This window comes from Brevundimonas sp. SH203, assembly GCF_002157625.1.
Taxonomy (GTDB): domain Bacteria; phylum Pseudomonadota; class Alphaproteobacteria; order Caulobacterales; family Caulobacteraceae; genus Brevundimonas.
This window is the reverse complement of the sequence record NZ_BDMM01000002.1, coordinates 315,579-331,510: the sequence shown is the minus strand read 5'-3', so window position 1 is coordinate 331,510 and position 15,932 is coordinate 315,579. Positions and strand designations below refer to the sequence as shown.

The 15,932-nt window shown below is 67.7% G+C and carries 16 protein-coding genes and 1 tRNA gene; 4 read left to right on the top strand and 13 right to left on the bottom strand.

The genetic code is table 11. The annotated features are described in order from the left end of the window. Window positions 1-3 precede the first annotated feature (3 nt). The gene (locus SH203_RS05555) at window positions 4-228 is read left to right on the top strand and encodes a hypothetical protein (protein WP_087119861.1); all 225 of its coding nucleotides are present in this window, start codon (window positions 4-6) and stop codon (window positions 226-228) included. Between the two features lie 4 nt (window positions 229-232). Here SH203_RS05555 and SH203_RS05550 read toward each other — a convergent pair whose 3' ends face one another. From SH203_RS05550 to SH203_RS05505, 9 genes are all read right to left on the bottom strand, one after another. Beyond that, window positions 233-1,291, bottom strand: coding sequence for an acyltransferase (locus SH203_RS05550; RefSeq protein ID WP_234989394.1), 1,059 nt, complete (start codon window positions 1,289-1,291; stop codon window positions 233-235). A 78-nt stretch (window positions 1,292-1,369) separates the two neighbouring features. Next, window positions 1,370-2,959, bottom strand: a complete 1,590-nt coding sequence (locus SH203_RS05545; protein WP_087119860.1) for a GMC oxidoreductase — start codon at window positions 2,957-2,959, stop codon at window positions 1,370-1,372. A 17-nt stretch (window positions 2,960-2,976) separates the two neighbouring features. After that, window positions 2,977-3,786: an SDR family oxidoreductase gene (locus SH203_RS05540; RefSeq protein ID WP_087119859.1), complete on the bottom strand. Its 810-nt coding sequence runs from the start codon at window positions 3,784-3,786 to the stop codon at window positions 2,977-2,979. A 4-nt stretch (window positions 3,787-3,790) separates the two neighbouring features. Continuing rightward, window positions 3,791-5,212 (bottom strand): NAD(P)(+) transhydrogenase (Re/Si-specific) subunit beta, encoded by a 1,422-nt coding sequence (locus SH203_RS05535; RefSeq protein ID WP_087119858.1) that lies wholly within the window; start codon window positions 5,210-5,212, stop codon window positions 3,791-3,793. A gap of 13 nt (window positions 5,213-5,225) precedes the next feature. Continuing rightward, a complete protein-coding gene (locus SH203_RS05530; protein WP_087119857.1) occupies window positions 5,226-5,492 on the bottom strand; it encodes a hypothetical protein in 267 nt (88 codons plus the stop codon). Beyond that, window positions 5,489-5,824, bottom strand: coding sequence for an NAD(P) transhydrogenase subunit alpha (locus SH203_RS05525; RefSeq protein WP_087119856.1), 336 nt, complete (start codon window positions 5,822-5,824; stop codon window positions 5,489-5,491). The genes SH203_RS05530 and SH203_RS05525 overlap by 4 nt, the downstream gene beginning before the upstream one ends. 235 nt (window positions 5,825-6,059) lie before the next feature. After that, window positions 6,060-7,193, bottom strand: a complete 1,134-nt coding sequence (locus tag SH203_RS05515; protein ID WP_087119854.1) for a Re/Si-specific NAD(P)(+) transhydrogenase subunit alpha — start codon at window positions 7,191-7,193, stop codon at window positions 6,060-6,062. 135 nt (window positions 7,194-7,328) lie between these two features. Then, window positions 7,329-7,601 (bottom strand): aa3-type cytochrome c oxidase subunit IV, encoded by a 273-nt coding sequence (locus SH203_RS05510; protein WP_087119853.1) that lies wholly within the window; start codon window positions 7,599-7,601, stop codon window positions 7,329-7,331. Window positions 7,602-7,680: 79 nt separating this feature from the next. Beyond that, the gene (locus SH203_RS05505; protein ID WP_087120178.1) at window positions 7,681-9,474 is read right to left on the bottom strand and encodes a M3 family oligoendopeptidase; all 1,794 of its coding nucleotides are present in this window, start codon (window positions 9,472-9,474) and stop codon (window positions 7,681-7,683) included. 96 nt (window positions 9,475-9,570) lie between these two features. Between SH203_RS05505 and SH203_RS05500 the strand changes: the two genes are divergently transcribed. Together SH203_RS05500 and SH203_RS05495 are read left to right on the top strand one after the other, a co-directional pair. Beyond that, window positions 9,571-11,328 (top strand): DUF4153 domain-containing protein, encoded by a 1,758-nt coding sequence (locus SH203_RS05500; RefSeq protein WP_087119852.1) that lies wholly within the window; start codon window positions 9,571-9,573, stop codon window positions 11,326-11,328. A gap of 114 nt (window positions 11,329-11,442) precedes the next feature. After that, window positions 11,443-12,891, top strand: a complete 1,449-nt coding sequence (locus tag SH203_RS05495; protein ID WP_087119851.1) for a sigma-54 dependent transcriptional regulator — start codon at window positions 11,443-11,445, stop codon at window positions 12,889-12,891. 258 nt (window positions 12,892-13,149) lie between these two features. Here the strand turns inward: SH203_RS05495 and SH203_RS05485 are convergent, their stop codons facing one another. The 4 genes from SH203_RS05485 to SH203_RS15485 all read right to left on the bottom strand — a co-directional run bounded on the left by SH203_RS05485 (window position 13,150) and on the right by SH203_RS15485 (window position 14,356). Next, a complete protein-coding gene (locus SH203_RS05485) occupies window positions 13,150-13,464 on the bottom strand; it encodes a hypothetical protein (protein WP_087119850.1) in 315 nt (104 codons plus the stop codon). 12 nt (window positions 13,465-13,476) lie between these two features. Then, window positions 13,477-13,752, bottom strand: coding sequence for a DUF2312 domain-containing protein (locus SH203_RS05480; protein ID WP_087119849.1), 276 nt, complete (start codon window positions 13,750-13,752; stop codon window positions 13,477-13,479). 158 nt (window positions 13,753-13,910) lie between these two features. Beyond that, window positions 13,911-14,036, bottom strand: coding sequence for a type B 50S ribosomal protein L36 (ykgO, locus tag SH203_RS05475; protein WP_008263184.1), 126 nt, complete (start codon window positions 14,034-14,036; stop codon window positions 13,911-13,913). Between the two features lie 243 nt (window positions 14,037-14,279). Then, window positions 14,280-14,356 (bottom strand) — tRNA-Ala (locus tag SH203_RS15485). 183 nt (window positions 14,357-14,539) lie between these two features. Between SH203_RS15485 and SH203_RS05470 the strand changes: the two genes are divergently transcribed. Next, entirely contained in the window at window positions 14,540-15,823 is a 1,284-nt protein-coding gene (locus SH203_RS05470) for a lytic murein transglycosylase (RefSeq protein ID WP_087119848.1), read from the top strand. The last annotated feature ends 109 nt before the right edge of the window (window positions 15,824-15,932 follow it).

The window sequence follows — 15,932 nt, the reverse complement described above, 5'->3', positions numbered from 1 at the left end:
CACATGGCCCGCTTTCAACCGACCGCCGCCGTCAACGCCAGCCGCTACATCATCGTGCCCTGCGAGGCGAACGGGTCGTCCGACCTGGCGGTGATCTGGGACCGGCTGGAGGAACAGGTGGTCGACGTCATCTCGGCCGCCGCCAGCCATCGCTACTCCGACGAGGATCTGCTGTGGGACGAAGGCCGCGCCGACGAGGCCGCGCCCGAATGGCGGATGGCCGCCTGACCGTTCAGGCGACTTTCGGCTTGGTCCAGCGGTCGATCATCCGCTGGGCCGGCTGTTCGACCAGCCGGTGCGCGACCACGGCGACCGCGACGATCAGGCCGAACATGGCGATGGCGAACAGGTCGTTCAGCCACACCGAGCCGAAGTCGATCCGCCGCCCGTTCGGCAGCCAGTGCAGCCTTCGCCCGACGATCAGCATGACCGTCAGCAGGAACATGTGAACCATGTAGATGGCGAAGGACCACCGCCCAAGCGTCACCAGCGCCGGCCGGTCCAGCAGCCGTGACACGGCGCCGTCCTCGCCCGCGAAAACCCAGACCAGCAGGACGAAGACCAGGGTGACGGCCACGGTGATCGGCCCCTGAGCATAGCCTATGAAGACGCAGGCCGCGACCACGGCGGCGACCTCCAGCCCCGTGGCCGCCGCGCCCTTCAGGCGGGGGATACGGGTCCACAGCCCCTGAAGCAGGCAGCCCAGGAAGAAACCATAGACGGCGCGTGGGACGGCGAAGTCGAAGGTCGTATTCATCCAGCGCCGCGCATAGGCCAGGACCAGCAGGCCGCCGACCACCGCCAGCACCAGACCGATCCAGCGGAACCATTTGGGCGCGATCAGCACCAGTCCGGCGAAGATCAGATAACAGGCCCACTCCGCGCTCAGCGTCCAGGCCGGTCCGTTCCAGGTCAGATAGGGGTGGACATGCCAGGCCTGGATCAGCGCCAGATTGGTGAAGATGGCCTCGACCGACCGATCGCGCGTGAACGGCGCCGCTCCGTCGAAATGAAACACCAGCCGCGCCAGCTCCAGCCCCACGAAGGCGCCCAGCATCAGAAAATGCAGCGGCCAGATGCGCCCGAACCGCCGCACCATGAACCGCCCCGCATCCCGCCCCGACTTCAACCGCCCGGCATAGGCATGGGCGATGACGAAGCCTGACAGCACGAAGAAATAGTCCACGAACAGATAGGCGTGCTGAATGAAGCCCCAGTCACGCCAGTGGCTGGCCACCGGCATATGGAACATCACCACCAGAATGGCGCAGACCCCGCGCAGGGAGTCCAAGGCTTCAAATCGCTGATGTCCGACGGTCTTCACGGGCGCGTGATAACGGGTCGGAAAGCGCGGCGATAGAGGGGGCGGTCAGACCTGAACGGGTTTCGTTCCGCCCAGCCTTTCGATCAGATGATCCCCCACGCGCAGGGCGTTGGCGACGACGGTCAAGGTGGGGTTCACCGCATTGGCCGAACAGAAGAAGCTGGTGTCCACGACATACAGATTGTCCAGCTCGTGCGCCTTGCAGTTCACGTCCAGCACCGAGGTCGCCGGATCATGCCCGAACCGCGTCGTGCCGCACTGGTGGGCGGTGCCGTACAAGGGCAGCAGGGAATCGAACTGGAAGTGATGCTGTGAGATCGGGTGGGCGTGATCCACAAACCCGTCCAGGGACGCCTTCAGCTTCTGCACCAGCCGGTCGTGCCCCTCCAGATTGCCGAAGGTGTAATCCAGACCGACCCGCCCATCGGCGCCGACCGTGATCCGATTGTCGGGCTGGGGCAGGTCTTCGGAGATCACCAGCATCGACAGCATCCGCTCGGCCGCCGCGCCCGACAGGGCGTCGGGGATCAGGGCGGGGGGCAGCCAGTCCTCGATCTGACCCTCCAGAGTCTGGCCCGACATATACTCCAGCAGCTGGATATGCCCCATCGGGAAGTCGTAACCGCCCGCCGGGTCGCCGTAGTAGAAGTCGTTGACCGCCAGCGTCTTGGGGAAGGTCACGGTCTGGTGCGCCGCCGTCAGCGACACCATGGCTGTCGAGTTGTGGAACATATAGTTGCGCCCCACCTGGTCGGAGCCGTTGGCCAGCCCGTTGGGGTGGGCGGCGTTGGCCGAGGCCAGCAGGATCACCGCCGTCGGCGCCGCCCCAGCCGCCAACACCACGATGTCGCCGCTCCAGCGTTCTTCGCCGCCCTCGGTCGTGTCGCAGACGATGTCGGTGACGGTTCGACCCGTCGCGTCGGTTTCCAGCCGCAACACCTTGCGGCCCGTCATCAGGGTCACATTGGGCAGGCCCATGATCGGTTCGATCGCCAGGGTGCGCGCATCGCATTTGGCGCGCAGCAGACAGGGGTAGCCGCCGCAGGTCTTGCATTTGATGCAGGGCGACGTGACCGGATGGGCCTGATCCAGCTTGACGCCCAGAGGCAGCGAGAACGGTCGCCAGCCCTGCGTCTCCCAGTGCCCCTTCAACGCCGCCACGCCGGGATCGTGCGCCACGGCCGGCCAGGCGTAGGGCGGCTCGTCGCCCTTTTCGGTCGGATCGTCGCCGCGATGGCCGTGGACCTGCCACAGGGTTTCGGCCTGATCGTAATAGGGCGCCATCTCGGCCAGGGTGATGGGCCAGGCGGGCGAGACGCCGCCCGCGTGCCGGACCTCGGTGAAATCCCTTTCGCGCATCCGCATCAGCGCCGCGCCGTAGAAGGTGGTGTTGCCCCCGACCCAATAGTGGGTGTTGGGCCGGAACGGCTTGCCGTGCTTGTCGTACCAGCGGTCCTGGGTCTGGTAGCGCCGCTCGATGAAGACGGCCTTGGGGCTCCAGTTCTCGGCCTCGCGCGGCAGATGCGGCCCGCGCTCCAGGATCAGGATGGACTTGCCGGTCGGGGCCAGACGCTGGGCCAGGGTCGCGCCGCCGGCCCCGGACCCGATGATGACGATGTCGAACCGCGTGGTCATGTCCGATCCGCTCTCTGTCAGTCCGCCGCCAGATGGTATTTGGCCGAACCCTTCATCAGAATCCAGCGGACCAGTCCCTGCGGCAAGCCCCGCATCAGGCCGGCGGCCAGCGCATTCCACCAACCGGGCACCACGATCACCCGCCCGGCGTCATTGGCCTTCAGCGCCGCGTCGACGACCTGTTCGGGCGTCAGGAACAGCCTGCGTGGCGCATCGGCCATCACCGCATCCGTGCCGTTCGCGGCGGCGAAGCCGGTGGAGACGAAGCCCGGACTGACCGCCGTCACCTTCAGGCCCCTGTCCCGATATTCGGCGTCCAGGGCCTGGGAAAAGCTCATCATCAGGCTCTTGGCGCCGGGATAGAGGGTGTGGCCCGCGACGCCCGGCGCGAACCCCGCCAGCGATGCGGTCGCGATGATCCGCCCGCCGCCCCGGGCGATCATGCCGGGAATGACGCCATGCGCCAGGCCGCAGGCGTTGACGATCAGGGTCATCAGAAAATCCTGCTGCGCCTTCCAGGGCACGTCGTCGAAACTCTGGGCGATGGAATAGCCGGCGTTGTTGACCAGCACGTCCACGTATCGCCCGGCGTCATCGACCGCCGCCAGCAGCCTTTCACACGCCCCCGCCTCGGACAGATCGAACGGCAGGACCAGCACCGCCACGCCATGATCGCGCGTGAGACTGTCCGCCAACGCCTGTAGCCGATCCGCCCGACGCGCCACCAGGCACAGATCATGGCCCCGCGCCGCCAGGGCGCGTGCGAACGCCTCGCCGATGCCTGACGAGGCGCCCGTGACCAGGGCGACAGGGCGCGGCGGGGTCATAGCCTCACAGCCCCTTCACGATCCCCTCGACCATCTTCTTGGCGTCGGCGAACAGCATCATGGTGTTGTCGCGGAAGAACAGTTCGTTCTCGACCCCGGCATAGCCCGAGCCCATGCCGCGCTTGATGAACAGGACCGTGCCGGCCTTTTCGACATCCAGGATCGGCATGCCGTAGATGGCGCTGGTCGGGTCGGTCTTGGCGGCGGGGTTGGTCACGTCGTTGGCGCCGATGACGAAGGCGACGTCGGCGGTGGCGAACTCGGCGTTGATGTCCTCCAGCTCGAACACCTCGTCATAGGGGACGTTGGCCTCGGCCAGCAGGACGTTCATGTGGCCCGGCATCCGGCCCGCGACGGGGTGAATGGCGTATTTCACCTCGACGCCCTCTTCCTTCAGCTTGTCGGCCATTTCGCGCAGGGCGTGCTGGGCCTGGGCCACCGCCATGCCGTAGCCGGGCACGATGATGACCTTGGAGGCGTTCTTCATGATGAAGGCCGCATCCTCGGCCGAGCCCTGTTTGACCGGGCGCGTCTCCTTGGCGCCGCCGGGACCGGCCGCCGCATCGCCGCCGCCGAACCCGCCCAGGATGACCGAGACGAAGCTGCGGTTCATGCCCTTGCACATGATGTAGCTCAGGATCGCGCCCGACGACCCGACCAGGGCGCCGGTGATGATCAGGGCGATGTTTTCCAGGGTGAACCCCAGCGCCGCCGCCGCCCAACCGGAATAGGAGTTCAGCATCGACACCACGACCGGCATGTCCGCGCCGCCGATGGGAATGATCAGAGTCGCACCCAGGATCAGGGCGATCAGGAAGACACCCCAGAAGGCCCAGGTCGCCGCGCCGTTGGTGCCGATCAAAATGCCGATCAGAAACACTAGACCTAGCGCCAGGCCGACGTTGATCAGGTGTCGCGCCGGCAGGATGATCGGCGCGCCCGACATATTTCCGTTCAGCTTGGCGAAGGCGATGACCGAGCCGGTGAAGGTGATGGCCCCGATGGCCACGCCCAGGCTGAGTTCGACGATCGACAGGGTCTTGATGCCCGCGCCGTCGTCGGACAGGATTCCAAAGGCTTCGGGCGCATAGATGGCGCCGATGGCGACCAGACAGGCGGCCATGCCGACCAGACTGTGGAAGGCCGCGACCAGTTGCGGCATGTCGGTCATGGCGACGCGCTTGGCGATCAGGGCGCCCGCCCCGCCGCCGACGATGACGCCGCCCGCGATCAGGGCCAGGGTCACGGGGTCCAGCGCCCCCGTCGTCCCCAGCGTCAGCAGGGTCACGCCGATGGCCAGGGCCATGCCGATCATGCCGAAGGTGTTGCCCTGGCGGCTGGTGTCGGGGCTGGACAGCCCCCGCAGCGACAGGATGAACAGGACGCCCGAAACCAGATAGGCCAATGCAGCCAGCGATGCGTTCATCACGCCCCTCCCCCTAAGACGTGCGCGCCAGCCGCCACAGGGCGGCGGCGATGAACAAAGGACCGATGAAGAACAGGGCCCATTCGAAGACGCCCAGCGGCCGGTCCTGCGTCACCACGCGAACCAGAATGGCCGAGAAAACCAGGGCGATGCCGCAATCGTGCAGCCGCTGGCGCTTGATCGGAACCTTGGTCCCGAACCAGCCGTACAGCCACAGGCCGAACCCGACGCCGGTGGCGATCCACGATCCGGTGACGGCGATCTGGGCGGCGTCGGTCACGAAGAAACCTTGGGAGCCGGCCGCTCCTTCTTCTTGTACATGGCCAGCATCCGCCGCGTGACCATGAAGCCGCCGAAGATGTTGACGCTGGCCAGGGTGACGGCGACGACGCCCGCGCCCTTGGCGATCCAGGCGCTGGGGCCGGTCGCATCACCCGACACGGCCGCCGCCGCGATCAGGCCGCCGACGATGATGACGCTGGAAATCGCGTTGGTCACGGCCATCAGGGGCGTGTGCAGGGCCGGCGTGACGCTCCAGACGACGTAATAGCCGACGAAGATCGCCAGCACGAAGATGGCCAGGCGGAAAACGGTGGGATCGACGTGTTCCATCACGGGTTCCTCTGGAGGCGCAGATCTATGCTTAGCAAAGCTAAAAGTAGGCCTGCCTGCACAAAGGCCTGAAACAGGCTTCCTACTGGACCCAGCCAGACCGGGCTGCGGAAACCATCCACGTACGCGAAGGACCGCCCCAACTCGTGCTTCAACCAAACTGCTGATTGCACGATCTCGACGCCTACAAAAACGGCGATCAAGACAAGCAGAAGAATGCGCAAGCGAGGCCCGATCATCCCCTCACCCCTTCATGCACCACGGCCCCGCCGTGCGTCACAACGGCCGCCTTCAGGATTTCGTCTTCCAGATCGACCGCCAACGCGCCGTCCTTAATCAGCAGGCCGACGAAGGCGGTCAGATTGCGGGCGTAGAGGGCGCTGGCGTCGGCGGCGATGCGGCCGGGCAGGTTGGACCAGCCGACGATGGTGACGCCGTTCGGGGTGGTCACGACCTCGTTCAGCTTCGAGCCCTCGACATTGCCGCCCGCCTCGACCGCCAGATCGACGATGACCGAGCCCGGCTTCATCGAGGCGACGTGGGCGGCGGTCAGCAAGATCGGCGCGGCGCGGCCGGGGATCAGGGCGGTGGTGACGACCACGTCCTGTTTGACGATGTGGGTGGCGGTCAGTTCGGCCTGTTTGGCCTGATATTCGGTCGACATGGGTTTGGCGTAGCCGCCGGCGGTCTGGGCGTTCTTGAACTCCTCGTCCTCCACGGCCAGGAATTTGGCGCCCAGACTCTCGACCTGCTCCTTGGTGGCGGGGCGGACGTCGGTGGCGGTGACGACGGCGCCCAGACGCCGCGCGGTGGCGATGGCCTGAAGCCCCGCCACGCCCACGCCCATGATGAAGACCTTTGCCGCGGCGACGGTGCCGGCCGCCGTCATCATCATCGGGAAGCCCTTGCCATAGGCGTAGGCCGCCTCGATCACCGCGCGATAACCGGCCAGATTGGCCTGGGACGACAGCACGTCCATGACCTGGGCGCGGGTGATGCGCGGCACGAACTCCATGGCGAAGGCTGTGGCGTTGGCGCCGGCCAGGGCCTCGACCGAGGCCTTGTCGCGCCAGGCGTCCAGCATGGCGATGACGACGGCGCCGGGCTTCAGCGCGCTGGTCTCCTGGGCCGTGGGGCCGCGCACCTTCAACACGATGTCGGCCGCGTCCAGGACCGCGCGCGTGTCCGGCTTCACCACGGCGCCGGCGGCGACATAGTCCGCGTCGGCGATGGACGAGCCCAGGCCCGTTCCGGCCTCGACCGTGACAGTCGCGCCCAGGGCGATCAGCTTTTTCACCGTTTCGGGCGTGACGGCGCAGCGCGTCTCGCCTTCGCGGCGCTCCCGTGTGACGGCGATAGAGACAGCCAAGCGAATCCCCTCGTTCTTGTGGTTGAACGAAGGTTAGGCCGTTCTGGCGCAAGCCGTCAAAGCACGGTTATGCCAAAGCTTGGAGAAGGCCCGCGATTTCCGTCCACTGAACCGGCGGAAATCGCACGGCCTGGATCAGTGCGCGGCGCCTGGCTTGGACTTCAGGGCCATGAAGCCCACGCCGCCCAGAACGATGGCGCCCAGGGCCGCGACCATGAAGCTGCCGCCCGGATGGAACCACAGCGTCAGGAAGACCAGCAACACGGCGACGGCCAGGCTGCCCCACTTGGCCAGGTTAAGGAACAGGCGGTAAGTCGAGATCTGCTCGCGCACCTCCATATGACCGCGCATATAGCTGTGTGCGTCGGCGTCCGCAGGACCTGTGGCGGTGTGGTCGTGGTCGGCCATGGCGTCTTCCCCTCGTCGTTCCTTGCGCGCGACTATACCGACGCCGTCGCGCGGCTCAAGCCCGGCCGGTCGACGGCGTTCAGCCCAGGGCCTCGAACTGATCCACCAGCCGCTCCAGACGCTGGCAGCCCACGCTCCAGAAGGCCGGGTCGCGCGGGTCCAGACCAAAGGGTTTCAGCGCCTCGACATAGGTCCGCGATCCGCCCCCGGCCAACAACTGGCGATACAGCGGCGTGAAGCCGGACGGATCATTGCGCCGCGCCTCCATCAGGGCCGCCACCAGCAGGTCGCCGAACGCATAGGCATAGACGTAGAAGGGCGAGTGGACGAAGTGGCTGACATAGGCCCACCAGTGTTCGTAGCCGGGGTTCAGCTTGACCGCCGGCCCCAGCGAGGCGCCCATCTCCTCCAGCCACAGCTGATTGATGCGCGGCTGCGACACCTCGCCCTTCAGCCGCTCGTCGTGGAATCGGGTCTCGAAACGGTGGAAGGCGATCTGGCGGACGACGGTGTTCAGCCCGTCCTCAATCCGGCCGGCCAGCAGACCGCGCTGCTCGGCCTTGGGCGCCGTGGCCAGCAGACGGTCGAAGGTCAGGCCCTCGGCGAAGATCGACGCCGTCTCGGCCAGGGTCAGCGGCGTGTCGGCTAAAAGCGTGCCCTGATCCGCCGCCAGCGTCTGGTGGACGCCGTGACCCAGTTCGTGGGCCAGGGTCAGGACGTCGCGCCGCTCGCCCATCCAGTTCAGGAAGACATAGGGGTGGCGGTCGGCGGTGACGGGGTGGGCGTAGGCGCCCGACTGTTTGCCCGCCCGCGCGCGGCCGTCGATCCACGGCTTGTCGAAGAAGCCGCCGGCCCGTTCGGCGAAGTCGCCGCCCAGGTCCGAGAAACTGTCCAGCACGATCTCGCGCCCCTGGCTCCAGGTGAAGGTGCGCGGCGTGGTGGTTTCGATCGGCGCGTTGCGGTCCCAGTGGTCCAGACGAGTCTTGCCCATCGCCTTGGCCTTCAGCGCGTAATAGCGGTGCGACAGGCGCGGATAGGCGGCGGCCACCGCCTCGGCCATCGCATCCACGGCCTCGCCGTCGACCTCGTTGCCCAGGTGGCGGCTGTCGGCGGGCCGTTTGAAGCCGCGCCAGCGATCCTCCATCGCCTTGTCGGCGGCGACGGTGTTCAGCACCAGGGCCAGGGTCGGGGCGCGGGCGGCGAGCGCCTCCGACAGACCCTCGGCGGCGGCCTTTCGACGCGCGGGCTTGGCGTCCGACAGGCGGTTCAAGGCCTCGGCCAGGGTCAGGCTCTCGTTGCCAGCCTTTGCGCGCAGGGCCGCCAGCTGTTCGTCGAACAGGCGCGGCCATTGGGCCATGATCGGGCCTCGTTCGGCGATGAAGGTCTCAAGCTCGGCCGACAGTTCGTGCGGCTTCATCGCCCGCACCCGACGCAGCCACGGCCGCCAGCGCGCCGCGCCCGCATGGGCGGTCAGGGCCGCCTCCAGCCGCGCGTCGTCGATCTGGTTGATCTCCAGCGTCAGCCAGACGGTCGGGGTGGCGATGGCGGTGATCTTCTCGCGCACGTCCGCCTCGAACCCTTGCGCCGCCGCATCGTCGCGCGCGGTCGAGGCCGACAGGAAGGCGTAGGCGCCCAGGGCGCCCAGCACGTCGGACGCCTGCTCATACAGGCCGATGGCCTTGTCCAGATCGGCGCCGAGCGCCGCCGCATCGGTCTGGGCCGCCAGCCGCCCCTGCAAGGCGTTTAACGCATCGACCAATGCCCGCGCCCTGTCCAGATCGGCGCCGACCCGCGCATCGTCGCGCGAGGCGTAGAGGTCGGTCAGGTCCCACAGAGGGGCTTCGGCGTTGGGGGTCTTGAAGGGCGCGTTCATGCCCCTGTTCTGGGGATGTCGGGGGACGGCCGCAACCTTCCGTCGCGCTTTCTTGGCGATGTCGCTCGTGCAATCCTGCGTTTCGGAGGCCGACACATGACCGAAACGCTGCATCAGGACACCGGCCGAACGGGCCTGGGCGGGGCGTCGGGCCTGTTCGCGATTCGGCTGGCAACCGGCCTCGTTCAGGGTCTGGCGCTCTACCTGCTGTATCTGGCGGCGGACGGCCGGACCTGGCCCGCGACCCAGCCGGCGCTGTTCGGCGCCCTGGCCCTGGCGGCGGGCTATGGTCCAGTGACGGTGCTGGCTGCGGCGGGACGGATCAAGCCGGCGGCCGTGATCCTGTGGACGATAGTCGCCGCCGCCGTCCTGGCGCTGCTGGGCGCGCACGACGTGGCGCGTCAGGCGCTGGAGCCCTCGCGTCAGCCGCCCTTTCTCAGCTTCTCGGTCCTGGCGTTCGGCGCGGCCGCCCTGTTCATCGCCCATCATCTGATCGTGCCGACGATCCGCGAACGGCGATGGATCGTCGACTATCCCGAATATTTCGACCTGACCTGGAAGGCCGGGGTGCAGCTTGTGCTGTCGCTGGGCTTCACCGCCGCCTTCTGGATTCTGCTGCATCTGGGCGCGGCCCTGTTCGGCATGATCGGCCTGACCTTCCTGCGGGAGCTGCTCGGCGAAGCCTGGTTCGCCATTCCGGTGACGGCCCTGACCTTCGCCACGGCGGTTCAGTTGACCGACGTGCGCGACGGCCTGATCCGGGGCGTGCGAACCGTGGCCCTGATGCTGCTGTCGTGGCTGTTGCTGGTCATGACGGTTCTGGTCGCCGGCTTCCTGGCCGCCCTGCCCTTCACCGGACTGGACGGCCTGTGGGAGACGCGCAGCGCCACGGCCCTGGTCCTGTCGGCCGCCGCCGCCCTGATCGTGCTGATCAACACCGCCTATCAGGATGGACGCGCCGACAATCTGCCGCCTCGGGTGCTGAGATACGGCGTCCGCGTCGCCTCGGTGCTGATCGCCCCGCTGATCGTTCTGGCCGTCTGGGGGCTGGCGCTGCGGATCGGCCAGCACGGCCTGACGCCGGATCGCATCATCGCCGCCGCCTGCACCCTGGTCGGAACCGTCTATGGGGCGGGCTATCTGCTGGCGGCGGTCAGACCGGGCGGGTGGATGAGGCCGCTGGAGCGGACCAATGTCCTCTCCGCCGTCCTGTCGGTGCTGGTCATCCTGGCCCTGTTCAGCCCGCTGGCCGATCCGGCGCGGATGTCGGTGAAGGATCAGGTCGCCCGGCTGGAGCGGGGCGCGGTCCCCGTCGGCGATTTCGACTATGATTTCCTGCGGTTCGAGAGCGGCAAGGTCGGCGTCGCCGCGCTGGAGAAACTGACGCGCTCGACCGACGCCGAGGTCGCCCGGCTGGCCCGCGCCGCCAAGGCCCGCGACTATCGTTCGGGCGATACGCCGAAGGCGCTTCGCGATCGCGCCGCCGCCGTTCGTCTTCGCGCCGCGCCGGGCCAGACCGTTCCCGCCAGCTTCACCCGGCAGTTGGACCGCCACGTCGATCAGCTTTACGCCTGCATCGCCGAGAGCCCCTGCGTGGTGCGGACCTTGCCGTTCGCGGACGGCCGACCGCATCTGCTGCTCGCTGCGGGCCAGGCGATCCTGGCCTTCGTTCAGGAGCCCGCCGGGGACTGGCGGATGATCGCCCGCTATCAGGACGCCTGCGGGGCCGGCGAAGACCTGAAGGCCGGCCTGACGGAGGGAGCGACGCCGACGCCGGCGACCCTGCCGGACCTGACCGTGGGCGGCCGGACGCTGCAGGCGACGCCCGAGGTCCGGTGCGGGGCGTCGAACTGACGGTTAACGCCCCGCTCACCACGCCCCCTCACCCGTTTTTCACCTCGCGACCCTAGAAATCGTCCCGAAACGGGTCAGTCGCGGACGGCGGCGGCCGACGGAAGAGGGGCTTTCATGGCCAAGACCATTCTGGTCGTCGACGACGATCCGACCCAGCGCCGGCTGATCCAGGCCGTGCTGGAACGCGACGGATACGCCGTGGTCCATGCGACGGGCGGCGGCGAGGCCATCGACCGGATGACCAACGGCGGCGGGGCCGACCTGGTCCTGCTGGACATGGTGATGCCCGAGATGTCGGGCCTGGAATGCCTGGCCGAACTGCGCAGCGCCGGCGTCGCCGAGCCGGTGATCGTGCTGACCGCCAACGGCGGCATCGACATGGTGGTCAAGGCCATGCAGGCCGGAGCCCAGGACTTCTTCGTCAAGCCGGTGGGGCCGGAACGGCTGCTGATCGGGGTGCGAAACGCGCTTCAGATGAAACGGCTGACGGCCGAGGTCGGGCGCCTGACCAAGCGCGCCCAGGGCCGCGCCAGTTTCGACGACATCGTCGGCGACAGCCCGGCCATGCGGATGGTCAAGGCGCTGGGCGCCCGCGCCGCCAAATCCTCGATCCCCGTGCTGATCACCGGCGAGAGCGGCGTCGGCAAGGAGGTCATCGCCCGCGCCCTGCACGGCGCCAGCGACCGGGCGGGCAAGCCGTTCGTGGCCGTCAACTGCGGCGCCCTGCCCGCCAATCTGATCGAATCGATCCTGTTCGGGCACGAGAAGGGCGCCTTCACCGGGGCGGTCGACAAGACGCTGGGCAAGTTCCGCGAGGCGGACGGCGGCACCCTGTTCCTGGACGAGATCGGCGAACTGCCGCTGGACATGCAGGTCAAGCTGCTGCGCGCCCTGCAGGAAGGCGAGATCGATCCGGTCGGCGGCAAGCGGCCGGTCAAGATCGACGTCCGTATCGTCTCGGCGACCAATCGCGACCCGGCCCAGCAGGTCAGGGACGGCGCCTTCCGCGAGGACCTGTTCTATCGCCTGAATGTCTTCCCCATCGAGGCCCCGTCGCTGCGCGACCGCCGCGAGGACATTGCGGCCCTGGTCGATCATTTCATCGCCCGCTTCAACGCCGAGGAAGGCAAGCGGATCGCCGGCTGCGCGCCCGAGACCCTGGCCCTGCTGCAAGGGTTCGACTGGCCCGGCAATGTGCGCCAGCTGGAGAATGCGGTGTTCCGCGCCATCGTCCTGGCCGACGCCCCCTTCCTGCAACCGCACGATTTCCCGGCCATATCGGGCGTCGCCGCCCCGATGCCGGACGCCCGCCCGCTTCACGCCGCGACGCTGGCCAACGCCCAGACCGAGGCCGCCGGCGGCGAGCAGCCGATCCGCATTCTGGACGAGCGCGGCCATCTGCGGACGCTGGAAGAGATCGAACGCGACCTGATCCAGCACGCCATCGAGGTCTATGCCGGTCACATGAGCGAGATCGCCCGCCGCCTCGGCATCGGCCGCTCGACCCTGTATCGCAAGGTCCGCGAACAGGGGCTGGAAGGTCAGCTGAAAGAGGCGGGGTGAGGGCTACCCGTCCGTTTCCAACCGCTTCAGTAAGGCCGCCACACTTCCCTCTCCGTCATCTTCGGGCTTGACCCGAGGATCGGGCGCCCAGCCGCACAAATGGGATACAAATTCCGCCCACTTCGGCCTCACTCGTTCGATGAGTTCGAGCTTCCTGCTGGCCAGGATAGAGGTGGCGATGAGGGGGCGTCGCCCGTCCATCAATGCAGAGTTGATGGATACCCTCGATCCTCGGGTCAAGCCCGAGGATGACGACGGTTATGGATTCGGCGGCTTGCGCCCCCAGCGGCGTTTCGGCTCTTCGCCCTTGGCCTTGGCGGTGATTTCTTTCAGTTTGCGGCCCTGCATGGCGGAGAGGGCCTGGCCCGGCGCGCCTTTTTCGGGGTCGGCGAAGGCGCGGCCGTGGGTCTTTACGCGCTCGCCGACCGAATCGAGGAACTCGCCCTCCCATTCGGACAGAGAAACGCCCGCCTGCTCTGCCGAGCGGCGGGCGCGTTTCAGGGCGTTCAGGGCCGCGCGCTGGGCGGCCTTGCGTTGGGCTTCAAAAGGGCTTGGCGGCGGTTTTCGCTTCAAGCCGGGTCAGCCTCAGATCTCGCCCAGGGCCGACATATAGAGGTCCAGGATGGCGTCCTCTTCCTGGCGCTTGGCCTTGTCCTGTTTGCGGATGCGGATGACCTTGCGCAGGATCTTGACGTCGTAGCCCTCGCCCTTGGCCTCGGCGAAGACCTCCTTCATGTCGGTCATGACGGCCTGTTTGTCCTCTTCGAGGCGCTCCAGACGCTCGATGATGGTGCGCAGGCGGCCCTGGGCCGTGGCGGTGAGAACGTCGGAACCACCGTCGAACGAGGCGTCGTCAGCCATGGGGAATACTCCAGAAATCAGGCGCGGACGCTAACCATGCCGGTCGGCGCGCGACAACCGCGAACACGAAAAAGGCCGCGGACAAAATCCGCAGCCTGTGGATCGTCAGCAAGACGCCGTGCGCTCACGCCGCCAAAGCGGCGCGCAAACGAACCAGCTTAGCCTTGCTTCGCCTTGAAGCGCGGGTCGGTCTTGTTGATGACGAAGACGACGCCCTTGCGACGCACGACCTTGCAGTCGCGGTGGCGGGTCTTCAGGGACTTGAGCGAGCTACGGACCTTCATGGTCGGACGTCCTGAGAGAAACCAATAAGAAAGCCGCTGACCCGGTCGGATCGCGGCGGAGGCGGTCGTATAGAGAGACGGTTCGCCAAGGTCAACCCGCCAATGGCCGAAACCCCGCAGAACCCAGGCCCCGCCTGCTCAGACGCCCCATTCCAGCAATGTGCTCAAGCAACCCGAAGGGCGATAGCACGCTCGAATCCGTGCTCAAGTAGCCCGAAGGGCGATAGCACCCTCAAAAAGAGATGGAGGCCTGACCTCCGAGTCGAACGGAGGGTTTACGGGGTTGCACGCCCGTTGCGTCGCCACTCCGCCATCAGGCCGTCAGAGGACGGTGCGGTGATACGCCGCAGGCGTTAAGGCGTCGACGAAAAACACGGTTAATGACGCCGACAGGCGAACGACAAGGCAACGCTTTCGCCTCAAAGGCGCTTTATGAGGCCGTGAACCGGCATTCGCGCGGATGTCATTTCACGGCTGACCCCGGGGGCCCTAGTTTGAATCTCATGCGCTTTTCCTACCGCCTTCTTCTGATCGGCTGCGTCTCCGCCTGCGCGCCCATGCTGCCCGAGCCGCACGTCGCCCTGCCGACGCCGCAGCCCCAGCCGCAACCGGGCGCATCGGTCGCGACGCCCGCCCCCACGCCCCAGACGCCGCCGCTGGCCGCCTATGACCAGCAGGGATTCGAGGGCTGGAAACAGGGGTTCCTGGCGCGCAAGGGCGGCGCCCGCCGCGCCGAATACGCCCGTGAGCTGGAGGGTCTGACGCCCGATCCGACCGTGGTGCGGCTGGACCGGAACCAGCCCGAGTTCTCCAAGCCCGCCGGGGCCTATGTCCAGAACGCCGTGACCTCGGTGCGGATCGCCCAGGCCAAGCAGCGAATCGACCGCGTGCCGTGGTCGGTGGTCCAGCGGTTCGGCGTGCCCAGCGAAATCCTGGTCGGCGTCTGGGCCCAGGAAAGCGCCTTCGGTCAGGTGCAGGGCGATTACGACGTGATCCGTTCGCTGGCGACCCTGGCCTATGACGGGCGCCGCCGCGACTGGGCCGAGGGACAGTTGAAGGATGCGCTGGACATCGTCGTGGACGGCCGGCGCGACCGGGCGGGCCTGAAGGGCAGCTGGGCCGGGGCCATGGGCCAGACCCAGTTCATGCCCGACAACTATCTGCGCCTGGGCGTGGATCAGGACGGCGACGGCAAGGTGGACATCTGGGGCGACGACGCCGACGCCCTGGCCTCGGCCGCCAATCTCTTGGCCCAGGCCGGATGGAAGCGCGGCCAGGGCTGGGGATACGAGGTCGTCCTGCCCTCCGGCTTCGACTACGCCGAGGCGGAGGGGCCGAAGCACAATTGGGCCTATTGGGCGGCCAGGGGCGTGCGTCTGGCGCAGGGCGGGACGCCGAACGGCGCCGAGGCGCTGGAAGAGGCGACCATCCTGTTGCCGCAGGGGGCGAACGGCCCCGCTTTCCTGGCCCTGCCGAACCACTACGTCATCCGCCGCTACAACAACTCGGTCAGCTATGCGCTGGCGATCGGCCTGACGGCGGACGGGATCATGGGCAAGCCGCCCCTGACCAAGGCCTGGCCCAACGACCCGTCGATGTCGCGCGACCAGCGGATCGGGGCGCAACGGGCGCTGACCAAGCTGGGCTATGACACCCAGGGGGTGGATGGGGTGATCGGATCGAACACCCGCGCGGCCCTGCGCCGCTGGCAGATCGCCACGGGCCGGATCGCCGACGGCTATCTGACGCCGGCGCTGGCGGACGAGCTGATCCGCCGGGCGGGGTAAGGGCTTCATTCCGGGCAAGATTCGACGCTCCTGCCGTTGGGGCGGAGTTGATGGAGGGCTGGGCGGAGCGCCGGGCCTTCGCCCGGAGTTTGGTTTTAGAGTTACCGTT

Bases quoted from the DNA above. Each gene is read 5' to 3' on its own strand.
- SH203_RS05555 (WP_087119861.1), top strand. From the start codon at position 4: ATGGCCCGCTTTCAACCGACCGCCGCCGTCAACGCCAGCCGCTACATC.
- SH203_RS05545 (WP_087119860.1), bottom strand. From the start codon at position 2,959: ATGACCACGCGGTTCGACATCGTCATCATCGGGTCCGGGGCCGGCGGC.
- SH203_RS05540 (WP_087119859.1), bottom strand. From the start codon at position 3,786: ATGACCCCGCCGCGCCCTGTCGCCCTGGTCACGGGCGCCTCGTCAGGC.
- SH203_RS05535 (WP_087119858.1), bottom strand. From the start codon at position 5,212: ATGAACGCATCGCTGGCTGCATTGGCCTATCTGGTTTCGGGCGTCCTG.
- SH203_RS05525 (WP_087119856.1), bottom strand. From the start codon at position 5,824: ATGGAACACGTCGATCCCACCGTTTTCCGCCTGGCCATCTTCGTGCTG.
- SH203_RS05510 (WP_087119853.1), bottom strand. From the start codon at position 7,601: ATGGCCGACCACGACCACACCGCCACAGGTCCTGCGGACGCCGACGCA.
- SH203_RS05505 (WP_087120178.1), bottom strand. From the start codon at position 9,474: ATGAACGCGCCCTTCAAGACCCCCAACGCCGAAGCCCCTCTGTGGGAC.
- SH203_RS05500 (WP_087119852.1), top strand. From the start codon at position 9,571: ATGACCGAAACGCTGCATCAGGACACCGGCCGAACGGGCCTGGGCGGG.
- SH203_RS05495 (WP_087119851.1), top strand. From the start codon at position 11,443: ATGGCCAAGACCATTCTGGTCGTCGACGACGATCCGACCCAGCGCCGG.
- SH203_RS05480 (WP_087119849.1), bottom strand. From the start codon at position 13,752: ATGGCTGACGACGCCTCGTTCGACGGTGGTTCCGACGTTCTCACCGCC.
- ykgO (WP_008263184.1), bottom strand. From the start codon at position 14,036: ATGAAGGTCCGTAGCTCGCTCAAGTCCCTGAAGACCCGCCACCGCGAC.
- SH203_RS05470 (WP_087119848.1), top strand. From the start codon at position 14,540: ATGCGCTTTTCCTACCGCCTTCTTCTGATCGGCTGCGTCTCCGCCTGC.